Source organism: Mycobacterium sp. (assembly GCF_004298145.1).
In the GTDB taxonomy this organism is placed as follows: Bacteria; Actinomycetota; Actinomycetes; order Mycobacteriales; family Mycobacteriaceae; genus Mycobacterium.
This window is the reverse complement of the sequence record NZ_SCRH01000030.1, coordinates 197531-209712: the sequence shown is the minus strand read 5'-3', so window position 1 is coordinate 209712 and position 12182 is coordinate 197531. Positions and strand designations below refer to the sequence as shown.

The window sequence follows — 12182 nt, the reverse complement described above, 5'->3', positions numbered from 1 at the left end:
GTCGTCGGGGCCGGTACCCATCTTCGGGCCAGGCGATATCGCCCTACCAGTAGTCATTGCGTTCCTTACCTGTGGCGGCACCGGTAAAGGGTGCTCTTCGATTTTGTCCGGGCAATCGGCACATGGTCCGTATTGCGGCCCCGCTGCGGGGGTGTAGTGAAATCGTATCCGGGGGTGGAGTTGTCGGGATCTTTCAACCTGCGGCGCGTTTGAGCGTTTGACCGGGCTTGTCAATATAACTGTGTAAGGTGTTGCGGCCGTTTATCTTTGGGTCCTAGTGCGAGTCGGTCGGGGAATTTGCCAACGAACGGGAATGCTTGGTGGTGGCCATGGCTGGGGTTCCTCCCGACCTGTCGACCCAGAACAAGCGAACTCGCGGCTTCCCTAGGATCGGGGATGGTTGTCAGCAGGCTTACACGATCGGCGACATCGAGGAGGCGCGATGCCAGACCACCCGGCGAGTCCGATCAAGCATCTGGTGCAGTCGCTGACCGGCGGACAGCAGGCCTCGGAGGCACAAGTGCGACACGCAGCCTGGGTAGCACGCTGCGTCGGTCGCGGGGCGTCGGCACCGCTGCACCCCAACGATCTGTCGGCGCTGGCCGAAACCCTGCAAGCCAAGGAATTTTCTCCCGGGGCCGTGGTGTTCGTCGCCGATCACCCTGCCAGCGGAGTGTGGATCGTGCGGCGGGGACAGATCGAGCTCGCGGTCGGCTCCGGCCGGCGCCGCGCGGTCGTCGATGTCCTTCGCCCCGGTGATGTGGACGGCGATATTCCGCTGCTGCTGGATATGCCGCCGCCATATACCGCGCGGGCGTTGACCGATTCGGGCTGCCTGTTTCTGGACCGTGAGGCATTCGACCGGCTGCTTGCCACCCGTCCGGCGATCTCGAGGCGTTGGCTATCAAGCGTGGCGCAACGGGTGTCTGCGAGTCAGGCCAGGTTGATTGGACTGCTGGGACGGCCGCTGCCCGCGCAGCTGGCGCAGCTGCTTCTCGACGAGGCCGTCGAGGGCCGCGTCGAACTCGCGCAGCGCACCATCGCGGCGATGCTCGGTGTTCAGCGCCCGTCGATCAACAAGGTCATCAAGGACTTCGAGCGTGAGCGTCTGATCAGTGTCGGTTATGCCGTCATCGAGATCACCGACCCTGACGCATTGCGTAAGCGCGCGCAATGACGTTGGGATTGGGGACTGCCGACATGATCGCCGCGCACGGGTGTGGACCGCCCGGTTTGCGGATGCGGGCCGCCGCCGAGGCGACGATTGTCAGCTCGCTGACCAACATGTGGTTGCAGTCCAGACCTTCGATTGGACTAGGAGCGTGATGAGTAATCAATTGTCGACGGGCGCGGTCATTCCGGTGCGCCGGTTGGAGACGATCACCGGCCAATCGTTGTCGCTACCAGCGGAAGCGGGTACCACGCACGTTCAGTTTCGCCGGTTCGCCGGGTGTCCGATCTGCAGTGTGCACCTGCACAGTTTCGCCGACCGGCATGAAGAACTCGCCGATGCCGGGGTCACCGAGGTGGCATTTTTCCACTCGTCGGCCGAGGCGCTGCGTGGGTATCAGACGCTGCTGCCGTTCGCGGTGATCGCCGACCCGGACAAGGCCGCCTACCGCGAATTCGGGGTGGAAACCAGCGTGCGTGCCGTTGCCGATCCGCGGGCCTGGTCGTCGGCGTTCCGCGGGTATCGGGCCAAAATGGGCCGCCGGAACGACCCGAACTATTCGGGTGTCGGATCCAACGACGGCACAACGCATCTGGGTCTGCCCGCCGACTTCCTCATAGATGCCGACGGGAAGGTTGTGGCCCTGCACTATGGTCGTCACGCCGACGATCAATGGTCGGTCGACGAGCTGCTGGACATTCAGCGCTCACTGGGCGGCGTGTCATGACCGGTCGCCTGATGGCTTTGCTTGCGGCGGTGGTCCTGGTGGTCGCCGCGTGCGGGTCAGGCTCAAACGCTCAGCCGGCAGCGGCGCCCACGGTCCCGGCAACCGCCTCGCCCAGCCGCCCCGGTGCCCACCCGCCCGTGCCGGCGCAGCTGCAGTTCACCGCCACGACCCTGGATGGTCGCCGGTTCGCGGGCGAGAGCTTGCTGGGCAAGCCCGCGGTCCTGTGGTTTTGGGCGCCGTGGTGTCCGACCTGCCGAGGCGAGGCCCCGATGATCGGCAAGGTTGCCGCCGCGCACCCGGCGGTGACCTTCGTGGGTGTGGCCGCACGAGACCAACCGTCGGCCATACAGGCGTTCGTCGACAAATATCACCTGAACGCCGTCACCACACTGGCCGACACCGACGGGGCTGTCTGGGCGAAGTTCGGCGTCGTGGCGCAACCAGCCTTCGCGTTCGTCGGCCCCACCGGCAGCGTCGAGGTCGTCGAGGGCCCTTTGTCGGATGCTGAGCTGACCGCGCGGGTGACCGCACTGACGCCGAAGTGATCGATACGGCACCGCTGGGTTTCGCGCTGGGTGCCGGGCTGGTCGCCGCGCTCAATCCGTGTGGATTCGCGTTTCTGCCGGGTTACCTGGCTTTGGTGATCGCCGGGGGCAGCCAAATCACTTCTCGCCCGGCGGCATTGGCGCGCGCTGGGGCGGCCACAGTGGTCATGTCGGCCGGATTTCTTACCGTGTTCGGCATATTCGGGCTGCTGATTTCGCCGCTGATCACCTCGGTGCAGAAGTACCTTCCGTTCGCCACCGTGATCATCGGTGTCGTGCTGATCGCCGTGGCGGGCTGGTTGCTGGCCGGCCGGGATATCGCGGTGGTGACACCCAAGCTGTCCGGTGGTGCGCCGACGGCTCGCCTGCGCTCCCTGTACGGCTACGGCGTTGCCTACGCGGTGGCCTCGCTCTCGTGCACGATCGGCCCCTTTCTCGCATTGATCAGCACGACGTTTCACCACGGCTCCACACTCTCGGGCGTGCTGGCATTCGTTGTCTACGCCGGCGGCATGGCCATCACCGTCGGGGTGGCCGCGCTGGCGGTGGCCTTCGCCGGGTCCTCGGCCACCGGCGTGATCCGCCGTATCCTGCCCTACATCGGTCGCCTCGCCGGCGCTGTAGTGCTGCTGACCGGGCTCTACGTGACGTACTACGGCTACTACGAGATCCGGCTGTACTTCACCGCCGCCGGCCCGGACGATCCCCTCATCCACGCCGCCGGCGCGCTGCAAACCTGGCTGGTCCGACGGGTCGAGGCGGTGGGGGTATGGCCGTTGCTGGGTGTTCTCGTCGCGCTGTGGGCTAGCGCCCTCGCCTGGCGAATCCTGACCCGCCGCAAAACTCGTCGGCGCACAACACTGTCAGGCGATTGACACTTCGCCGATAGCCGGGCGCCTTGGGGGTTGGGTGATCGGGAATATCCTCTTGTGGAGGTGACATGAACAGGCAGGTCGTGTTCAGAGATGCGCTCGGTGGCATGGTGGTGCGAAATTCTGCTATGGCTGGTGATGGCGTGTGGCGGATGGTCGATGCCGACGCGGCCACGGCGTTCACCCCGTGGGTGTTCGCGATCGGGCACGCCATGTTCGGCGCGGTCACCGGGCTGGTGGTAGGCGCGCCGCGCACAGCGCCGGCCGAGTCGACCAGGTAACCAGGAGGGTGCGGCGATGAGCAAACGCGAAGTGGTGGTCTATTGGCGGCCGGGCTGCCCGTTCTGCTGGCGCTTGCGCACCGGGTTACGCCGGCGAGGGCTGCCGACCCGGGAGGTGAACATCTGGGCCGATCCGGAGGCGGCTGCAACGGTCCGCGCAATCGCCGACGGCAACGAGACCGTACCGACCGTGGTTGTCGGCGACGTGGCCATGGTCAATCCCTCACCCGCGCAGGTGCTCGACGCCGTCCGTAGCCGGGCGCCCGAACTGCTCGATCAGCGGGCCCGCACCGGCCGATGGTGGTCGGTCCTGCGGCCACGCCCCCGACACTGATCTGTCCCGGTTCATGCCTGGCGAAGCGTCGCGGAGGAACGCGTCGGCGAGGGGCCGCATGATGAGCGTGTAGGCCTCGGCAACGGGCAGCACCGTCATTCCGGGGTGGCGGGATTGCCAGTCGCGGGCGGCGTCGGCGGTGGCGAAGAAGTGTTGCGGATCGCAGACCGTGGCGCGCACCGCTGCGGGGTCTACCTGGCCGGGGTCGACGAGGGACACCACCGCGGTGGACGGGTCGAGCGCGGTGACGCCTGCGTCGGGGTCAACGGTCAGTCTGATGATGGTTCCGGTTGTCGGGCAGGGCGATTCGACCTCGGCGATGCGTCCGATCAGGATCGGGAAGATCAGGGTGTCCGGCGCGCACCAGGTATACAACCGGCGGGCGTTGACGGTGAATTTGTGCGGGGTGGCGTTGCTGGTCAGACCCCAGCCGACGATGCGGCCCAGCTCGTCGTATTCGATGTCCAATGGCCCGGACCCGGGCCGAAGGTCGGCCTCGGCGAGACCGGCCGCGGCCGCGAGCTGGGCGGGGGTGATCGGCTCGCCGTCGGCGAGCAATTGCACCGCGACACGCATCAGGCGGGTCTTGGCGCCGGAGGCGCCGCCGTCGGGGGTGCCGAACAGTTTGTCGCTGAACCGGGCCGCGAGCGTCTCGTCGGTCATGGGGTTTGGCTCGGCCACGATGCCTCTTCTCTCGTGAAGGTTCAGGCGCAACAAGACAGTTTGGTGACGTCGCGGGTGTACGCCTGGGCCGCGAGCTTGAGTCCTTCGACCATGGTCAGATACGGGCTCCACTGCTCGGCCAGCCGTGCCACCGTCGTCTGGTTGGTCATCGCCGATACGGCGGCGGCGATGACCTCGCCGGCGCCCTCGGCGATCACATGCACGCCCAACAGTCGCCGCGTGTCTTGATCGGCGACCAGTTTGATCAATCCGCGGGTGTCACGGTTGACGATCGCGCGGGGCACATACTCGAGCGGCAGTACCCGGCACTCACACCGGTAGCCCGCTGCGCGGGCCTGCTGGTCGGTGAGCCCAACCGTGGCGATCGCGGGGCTGGTGAACGTCACCCGCGGCAGCGCGGCGAAATCCAGGCTGCGTTGAGCGCCATCAAAGGCGTTGTCGGCCACCAGGTTTCCCTGCGCGGCGGCAACATAGACGAACTGCGGCGCTCCGGTGACGTCACCGGCGGCCCAGATCCGGGGGTGGTCGCTGCGCAGACCCTCATCAACGAGGATCTCTTCGCGTGGGCCGGTTTTCACCCCGACCGCGGCAAGGTTCAGCGATGCGGTGACCGCTCGGCGTCCGGTCGCCACCAACAGCTGCTCACCGCGCAACTCGCCGCGCCCGCCGGGGCCGGCGTAGGACAGTCGGTAGCCGCCGTGGTCGCGCTCGACGCGGGTGATCGTGGTGCCGGCGAATACGGCGACGCCTTCGTCGGCGAAGACATCGGCGATGACCGCGGAGATCTCGGGTTCCTCGAACGGGGCCAACCGGTCCCGCACCTCGACCACGGTGACCTGCACGCCCAGTCGGTTCCACAGTTGGGCCTGTTCCAGGCCCACCGCGTTGCCGCCCAGCACGATGATCGACGACGGCAGGGTTGCGAGGTCCATGGCGGTGGTCGAGGTCAAATACCCGGCGTCGGTGAGCCCGTCGATCGGCGGCGCCCAGGGTGTCGAGCCGGTGGCGACCAGGTAGTGCTCGGCCCGCACCCGCTCTGATCCACCCGCATTGAGAGCAACATCGAGAATGGATCCCTCGGCGAAGCGGGCTGTGCCGGGCAGGATGTCCCAGCCGTAGTCGGCGGCCAGGTCCAGATACTTGTCGGTGCGCAGCGCGGCGACGAGGTCGTTCTTGGCGGCGAACAACGCCGGCGGGTCAACACCGAACGGTGCGACCAGGATCCCGGGGAAGCGCCCGTCGAGGCTGACGTGGCGGGATTGCGCGGCGGCGAGCAGAGCCTTGGACGGCACACACCCGGTGTTCACGCACGTCCCACCGATCGTGGCGCGCTCGATCATCACCACACTGCGCCCCTTGCCGCGGGTCGCGATCGCCGCCGCGAACCCCGCACCCCCCGAGCCGATAATCGCCAGGTCGTACTGCAACAGCCCCCCTCCCGTAACCCGTGATATATCCGGATACCCGGATATCACGATGCTACGCTCGATTCGTCCGGAGATGAATGGAACTTGTGAAGGTGGCTGACCAATGACCGACGCGCAGGGTCGCGAACGGATTGCGCTGCTGCCCACCGACCCCGGTGGCGTCGAGGTGGTGGCGAAGTTCTTCCGGGCCCTGGGCGACCCGGTCCGGCTGCGGCTGCTGGAGTTCCTGTTGCACGACGAGCACACCGTCACCGAATGCGTCGCGCATGTGGGCCTCGCGCAGGGGCGCGTCTCGTCGCATCTGGCCTGCCTGTCGGACTGCGGCTATGTGCAGATGCGCCGGCAGGGACGGTTCTCCCACTACACGGTGACCGATCCCCGGGTGGCCGAGCTGGTGCTGCTGGCCCGATCGCTGGCCGCAGACAACTTCGCCGCCTTGGCCGCCTGCATGCGCATCACCCCCGCGCCCCGCCGCATCGGCCAGACAACGCGCGGATGAGGACGACCCGCCGGGCTCGCTTCGAAGACGGCATTTGATCGAGGCGGTGCAGGGCCGTTTAGGCGAACCTTTCGAGCCAGGTCGTCACGGCGTATAAGAGGGCGTAGGTGCCGACCGCGATCGCGAGCATCGCGGCCAGTCGCCATCTCAGGTGCCGGATCGCATTGATATTGCACTGATTTCGTCGCCGCAACGCAATCCACACCAGCAGCGCGAGAACACCGATGCCGCCGAGGCGAAACCACCACGCATAGTTGCCGTAGAGATTGTTGGACCACGCTAATGCCGTTGTGGCGCTGATGATTCCAAAGATCGCTAGGACAGTGGGACCGGCGCAGCAGAGGATGCCGACCACACCGCCGGTGATACCGATGCGCCACATCGGCACCCGGCTACCTGCCGCCTGGGGGTTCTCGGTGAGATCTTCGATCACAGTTGGGCGCTTCATGTTCGACCGCCGCGGCGAGCCGCATTGGCGCCAAGCCATGCCGCCACCCGTTGCGCGATCCCCTGTCGGTCGCCTTCGGGTTCGCCGTCGACGTGCACGCCGTTCCAGAACGCGACGTGGTTCTTGATCCGGCGCGCCAATGGGCTCGGGTGGGGGTAGTACCAGGCGGCGTCCGGGTTGGTGTCGCCCTTGACCGCCACGGTGTAATAGCGGGCCAGGCCCTTCCACGGGCAGATCGATTTCGTCGGGCTGTCGATCAGATGCTCGCGGCGCAGCGATTCGGGCGGAAAGTAGTGATTGCCCTCTACGCGCACGGTGCGTGGCGTTTCGGCGAGCACAGCCCCGTTCCAGGTAGCACGAATCATTCTCGCTCATCTCCTGCCATCATCTTTCCGCTATAGCACGCTGTTGTGGTGCGGTGTGCACGCGAACTGTCGTCTGGGTGACACAACCAGCGGAGTGTTCGGCTCCTGACAGTTGCTCACCGCACACGGGCGCGCCGTGATGAGGTGGGCCGGTCGGACGGGCCGACGGGAAGTGGGGCATCGGGTGGCGGCGACGAAGCGAGATCGCGACGAGGTGTTCATCGAGTACACCAAGAGCATCTGCCCGGTGTGCAAGGTGGTGGTGGACGCCCAGGTCAACGTCCGCGACAGCAAGGTGTATCTGCGCAAGCGATGCCGCGACCACGGCGAGTTCGAGGCCCTGGTATACGGCGACGCCCAGATGTACATGGACTCAATGCGATTCAACAAGCCGGGTACCATTCCGTTGCAATTCCAGACCGAGATCCGCGACGGCTGCCCCAGCGACTGCGGCCTGTGCCCCGACCACAAACAGCACGCCTGCCTGGGCCTGATCGAGGTCAACACGCACTGCAATCTGGATTGCCCGATCTGTTTCGCCGACTCGGGGCATCAGCTCGACGGGTATGCGATCACCTTGGCGCAGTGCGAACGGATGCTGGACGCGTTCGTGGCCGCCGAGGGTGAACCCGAAGTCGTGATGTTCTCCGGCGGCGAACCCACGATCCACAAACGGATCCTCGAGTTCGTCGACGCCGCCCAAGCACGCCCGGTCAAAACCGTCATCCTCAACACCAACGGCATCCGGCTGGCATCGGATCGGCGATTTGTCGACGACCTCGCCGCGCGCAATCGGCCCGGTCGCCCCGTACATATCTATCTGCAGTTCGACGGCCTCGAGGAAGCCACACACCACCAGCTGCGGGCCCGCGACCTGCGCGACGTCAAGGCCCGCGCACTGGACAACTGCGCGGCGGTGGGCCTGACCGTGAGCCTGGTCGCCGCGGTCGAACGCGGTGTCAACGATCACGAGCTCGGCGCGATCATCCGCCACGGCATGACGCAACCCGCGGTGCAATCGGTGGTGTTCCAGCCGGTCACCCACGCCGGCCGGCATCTACAGTTCGATCCGCTGACCCGGCTGACCAACTCCGACATCATCCACGGCATCGCCGCGCAGCTGCCGGAGTGGTTTCAGGCCGACGATTTCTTCCCCGTGCCTTGCTGTTTCCCCAGCTGCCGATCCATCACCTACCTGCTCACCGACGGCGAACACGTGGTCCCGATTCCGCGGCTGCTCGACGTCGAGGACTACCTCGATTACATCTCCAACCGGGTCATTCCCGACCTGGCGATCCGGCACGCGTTGGAGGGTCTGTGGTCGGCATCGGCGGTGCTGGGCACCGATGCCACGATCGAGCAGTTGCGACGGGCGGCCGACGTTTTGCAGTGCGCCGACGCGTGCGGGATCAACCTGCCCGAGGCGCTCGCACAGCTCACCGATCGGGTGTTCGCCATCGTCATCCAAGACTTCCAGGATCCGTACACCCTCAACGTCAAACAGCTGATGAAATGCTGTGTCCAGCAAGTGGTTCCCGATGGACGACTGATCCCGTTCTGCGCGTACAACTCCGTTGGTTATCGAGAGCAGGTCCGCGAACAGCTGACCGGTGTGCCGGTGCCCGACATCGTGCCCAACGCCGCCCCGCTTGCCGCGGTGTTGACCGACTCTCCGCATGGCTCCAAACACGCCAGCACTGATGCCTTGGGGCGCAAGGGGGTTGCGCGCGACGCGACCAACACTGGACAACCGGCGGTGCACCGATGACCGTGCAGCCGCACCGGATCAAAGCGTGTTGCGCCGACGCGTATTCCCGCGACATCGTCGCGTTGCTGCTCGGCGAGTCCTATCACCCGGGCGGTGCATCCTTGACCCGCAGGCTGGCCGAGGTGCTTGGGCTGCGATCGGGGCAGCGGGTAGCCGATATCGCTTCCGGACCTGGCGCCACCGCCCGCCTACTCGCGAGTGAATACGACGTCACCGTCGACGGCGTCGACCTCGGCGAGATCAACGTTGACCGCGGCCGAACCGCCGCGGCGGCCGCCGGGCTGGGTGAGCAGGTGCGATTCCACCGTGGCGACGCCGAAGAACTTCCGTTGCCCGACAACACGTTCGACGCGCTAGTGTGCGAATGTGCGCTATGCACGTTTCCGGACAAGGACGCCGCGGCGCGCCAGTTCGCGCGGATTCTGCGTCCGGGTGGCCTGGCCGGTATCACCGATGTCACGATCACCGAGGCAGGACTGCCGGCTGAGTTGACCTCACTGACCGCCTGGGTCGCCTGCGTCGCCGACGCCCGCACGCTCACCGACTACACCGGCATCCTGGAGCGGGCAGGACTTCACTTGCGCCACATCGAATCTCACCACGACAGTCTGCTGAAAATGATCGACCGTATCGACGCCCGGATCACCGCGCTGCGCGTCATAGCGCCAAAGCTTCTCGCCGACAACGGCGTTGCACCCGATGCCGTGCTGGCGTACACGCGGCTGGTGGCCGACGCGGTCAAGGCCGGACACATCGGATACACGCTCATCACCGCGGAGAAAACAGGGCCCAGATCCGGCGGGCTATAGCGATGGTGCCACAGTACCCGCCCCGGTCGCGGGGACGAGCCGCCGCTCAGATGGCCAGCCCCGTTTTGCTGAATGGCTCGGCCTCGCCGCGGCCGACGGCTTCGTCATGCTTGGCGGCCGCGCGGTCGAACAGGTCGATCAGGGCCGGCTCTTCGTGGACCAGCTGGCGGTACTTCGGGCCGAGCGCGAGTATCTGATCGCGCTCGCCCAGCAGCTTGCGGAAGATGCGCTCGCGTTCGGCGGGATCGTGGGTGTATTCGGAGTCGAGGTAGGCGGTCGCGTGCCGCCGGGCGCCGGCGATCGCCGTCCGGGCTTTGCCCATGGGGCTGAGTAACGAGGTGACGATGGTGACGAAGAGGACACCGACGATCACGCCCAGCGACAGGTAGGTGCTGATCTCGACGAGGGTCACCCGCTCGCCGTCGTTGATGAACGGGACGTTGTTCTCGTGCAGGGCATGCAAGATCAGCTTGATGCCGATGAAACCGAGGATCGCCGCGAGCCCATAGGAGAGGTAGACGAGACGGTCCAGCAGGCCCTCGATGAGGAAGTACAGCTGCCGCAGCCCCAGCAGCGAAAACGCCGTCGCGGTGAAGACGACGTAGACGTTCTGGGTGAGACCGAAGATCGCCGGGATGGAGTCCAGCGCGAAAAACATGTCCGTGCCGCCGATGGCGACCATCACCAACAGCATGGGCGTCATGGCGCGCCGGCCGTCGACCGTCGTGAACAACTTGTCGCCGTCATAGTGCTCGGAGGTGTGCAGGACCTTCTTCGCCATCCGGATGACGACGTTGTCGGCCCTGCGGGACTCCTCGGCGTCGTCCGGCCGCAGGATGCTGCCGGCGGCCATCAGCAGGATCAACCCGAACAGGTAGAAGACCCACGCGAAGGTGTTGATCAGCGCGGCACCGAGAAAGATGAAGCCGGTGCGAGCGATCAGGGAGAAGACGATCCCGAACAGCAGCACCTTCTGCTGATCCTCGCGCGGGACCCGGAAGCTGGCCATGATCATCAGGAAGACGAACAGGTTGTCGACCGACAACGCCTTTTCGGTGACGTACCCGGCGAAATACTCCGGGCCCTCCTCATGGCCTCCCCACACGAGTAAGGCCACGCCGAACAGCAGCGCGACGCCGACATAGGCGGCCGACCAGACCGCGGCCTCCCGCAGCGCCGGAACGTGAGCCTTGCGGACATGAAAGAAATAGTCGAAGGCCAACAGGCCGACGATGCCCAGGACGGTCAGGGCCCATACCCAATCGGGGACATCCATTCGCTGCCTGAACCACCTTCGTCGGAGCCGTCGTCTGTGCCGTCGACGCTTCCTTACCCTCTTTGCCGCCACAGTATGTGTGTCGCCGGCCGTAGGGTTGGCCGGTGGTCGTGACGCCGAATCCCATGCGGGTCTTCGCTCGCCGGGCGACGCTGGCCCGCTCGGTGCGGCTGCTGTCGCAGTTTCGCTACGAGCAGTCCGATCCGGACCGCTTCTACGGCGCGCTGGCCGCCGACACCGCGGCGATGGTGGGCGACCTGTGGCGGGCCGCCCACGGGGATTCCCCGGCCGGCCGCACCCTGCTCGACGTCGGAGGCGGCCCGGGCTATTTCGCGGCGGCCTTCGCCGATGCCGGCGTCGGCTACATCGGGGTCGAGCCCGACCCGAGGGAGATGCACGCGGGCGGACCCGCCATAGCCGCGGCGACGGGAACCTTCGTGCGGGCGTCGGGCATGGCGCTGCCGTTCGCCGACGATTCGGTGGACATCTGCCTGTCGTCCAACGTCGCCGAACACGTGCCGCGGCCCTGGCAACTCGGCGCCGAGATGCTGCGGGTGACCAAGCCCGGCGGCCTGGCCGTCCTCTCGTACACCGTCTGGCTGGGCCCGTTCGGCGGCCACGAGATGGGCCTGACCCACTACCTGGGCGGCGCGCGCGCCGCCGCGCGCTACGCCCGCAAACACGGCCACCCGCCGAAGAACGACTACGGGTCGTCGTTGTTCGCGGTGTCCGCGGCCGACGGGCTGAGCTGGGCCGCGAACACCGGGGCGCTGCTGGCCGTATTTCCGCGCTACCACCCGCGATGGGCGTGGTGGCTGACGGGCGTGCCGGTGCTGCGCGAGTTCCTGGTGAGCAATCTCGTGCTGGTGCTTTCACCGCAAGAGTGAAACGTGTTCTCGTTTCGTTTTCGCTTGGGTAGGGTGGCGCCATGCCCGCCGGCGACGGCGCCGAGCGAAGCCATGAGGAGGAGCGGCGG

The 12182-nt window shown here is 66.6% G+C and carries 15 protein-coding genes; 10 read left to right on the top strand and 5 right to left on the bottom strand.

All coding sequences use genetic code 11. The annotated features are described in order from the left end of the window. Positions 1 to 442 precede the first annotated feature (442 nt). From EPN51_RS11440 to EPN51_RS11415, 6 genes are all read left to right on the top strand, one after another. Positions 443 to 1177 carry a Crp/Fnr family transcriptional regulator gene (locus EPN51_RS11440; protein ID WP_293042166.1) on the top strand — a complete coding sequence of 245 codons (735 nt, stop codon included), beginning with the start codon at positions 443 to 445 and terminating at the stop codon, positions 1175 to 1177. A 148-nt stretch (positions 1178 to 1325) separates the two neighbouring features. Continuing rightward, positions 1326 to 1898, top strand: a complete 573-nt coding sequence (locus EPN51_RS11435) for a peroxiredoxin-like family protein (RefSeq protein ID WP_293042163.1) — start codon at positions 1326 to 1328, stop codon at positions 1896 to 1898. Further along, positions 1895 to 2443 (top strand): protein disulfide oxidoreductase, encoded by a 549-nt coding sequence (locus EPN51_RS11430; RefSeq protein WP_293042160.1) that lies wholly within the window; start codon positions 1895 to 1897, stop codon positions 2441 to 2443. Before EPN51_RS11435 ends, EPN51_RS11430 begins: the two co-directional genes overlap by 4 nt. Next, the gene (locus tag EPN51_RS11425; RefSeq protein WP_293042157.1) at positions 2440 to 3318 is read left to right on the top strand and encodes a cytochrome c biogenesis protein CcdA; all 879 of its coding nucleotides are present in this window, start codon (positions 2440 to 2442) and stop codon (positions 3316 to 3318) included. The genes EPN51_RS11430 and EPN51_RS11425 overlap by 4 nt, the downstream gene beginning before the upstream one ends. Before the next feature lie 65 nt (positions 3319 to 3383). Next, positions 3384 to 3596 (top strand): hypothetical protein, encoded by a 213-nt coding sequence (locus EPN51_RS11420; RefSeq protein WP_293042154.1) that lies wholly within the window; start codon positions 3384 to 3386, stop codon positions 3594 to 3596. Positions 3597 to 3612: 16 nt separating this feature from the next. Next, positions 3613 to 3930: a glutaredoxin domain-containing protein gene (locus EPN51_RS11415; RefSeq protein ID WP_293042151.1), complete on the top strand. Its 318-nt coding sequence runs from the start codon at positions 3613 to 3615 to the stop codon at positions 3928 to 3930. Here the strand turns inward: EPN51_RS11415 and merB are convergent. Both merB and merA read right to left on the bottom strand, forming a co-directional pair. Continuing rightward, positions 3820 to 4611 carry an organomercurial lyase MerB gene (gene merB, locus EPN51_RS11410; protein WP_293042148.1) on the bottom strand — a complete coding sequence of 264 codons (792 nt, stop codon included), beginning with the start codon at positions 4609 to 4611 and terminating at the stop codon, positions 3820 to 3822. The two genes, EPN51_RS11415 and merB, sit on opposite strands and share 111 nt — an antisense overlap. A gap of 23 nt (positions 4612 to 4634) precedes the next feature. Then, a complete protein-coding gene (gene merA, locus EPN51_RS11405; RefSeq protein WP_293042145.1) occupies positions 4635 to 6041 on the bottom strand; it encodes a mercury(II) reductase in 1407 nt (468 codons plus the stop codon). A gap of 103 nt (positions 6042 to 6144) precedes the next feature. Between merA and EPN51_RS11400 the strand changes: the two genes are divergently transcribed. Then, the gene (locus tag EPN51_RS11400; RefSeq protein ID WP_293042142.1) at positions 6145 to 6540 is read left to right on the top strand and encodes a metalloregulator ArsR/SmtB family transcription factor; all 396 of its coding nucleotides are present in this window, start codon (positions 6145 to 6147) and stop codon (positions 6538 to 6540) included. 58 nt (positions 6541 to 6598) lie between these two features. On the opposite strand, the gene EPN51_RS11395 is transcribed toward EPN51_RS11400, so the two are convergent. After that, positions 6599 to 6988, bottom strand: coding sequence for a hypothetical protein (locus EPN51_RS11395; RefSeq protein WP_293042139.1), 390 nt, complete (start codon positions 6986 to 6988; stop codon positions 6599 to 6601). Continuing rightward, complete coding sequence (locus tag EPN51_RS11390) at positions 6985 to 7353, bottom strand: DUF427 domain-containing protein (protein WP_293042136.1); 369 nt, start codon at positions 7351 to 7353, stop codon at positions 6985 to 6987. The genes EPN51_RS11395 and EPN51_RS11390 overlap by 4 nt, the downstream gene beginning before the upstream one ends. A 184-nt stretch (positions 7354 to 7537) precedes the next feature. Here EPN51_RS11390 and EPN51_RS11385 point away from each other — a divergent pair, with 184 nt between their 5' ends. Both EPN51_RS11385 and EPN51_RS11380 read left to right on the top strand, forming a co-directional pair. Next, complete coding sequence (locus EPN51_RS11385; RefSeq protein ID WP_293042133.1) at positions 7538 to 9121, top strand: radical SAM protein; 1584 nt, start codon at positions 7538 to 7540, stop codon at positions 9119 to 9121. Next, positions 9118 to 9930, top strand: a complete 813-nt coding sequence (locus EPN51_RS11380; protein ID WP_293042130.1) for a class I SAM-dependent methyltransferase — start codon at positions 9118 to 9120, stop codon at positions 9928 to 9930. The genes EPN51_RS11385 and EPN51_RS11380 overlap by 4 nt, the downstream gene beginning before the upstream one ends. Before the next feature lie 46 nt (positions 9931 to 9976). Here EPN51_RS11380 and EPN51_RS11375 read toward each other — a convergent pair whose 3' ends face one another. Then, on the bottom strand, positions 9977 to 11206 hold the full coding sequence (locus tag EPN51_RS11375; protein WP_293042127.1) for a TerC family protein: 1230 nt from the start codon (positions 11204 to 11206) through the stop codon (positions 9977 to 9979). A gap of 125 nt (positions 11207 to 11331) precedes the next feature. Between EPN51_RS11375 and EPN51_RS11370 the strand changes: the two genes are divergently transcribed. Further along, positions 11332 to 12093, top strand: a complete 762-nt coding sequence (locus EPN51_RS11370) for a class I SAM-dependent methyltransferase (RefSeq protein WP_293042317.1) — start codon at positions 11332 to 11334, stop codon at positions 12091 to 12093. Positions 12094 to 12182: the final 89 nt, after the last annotated feature.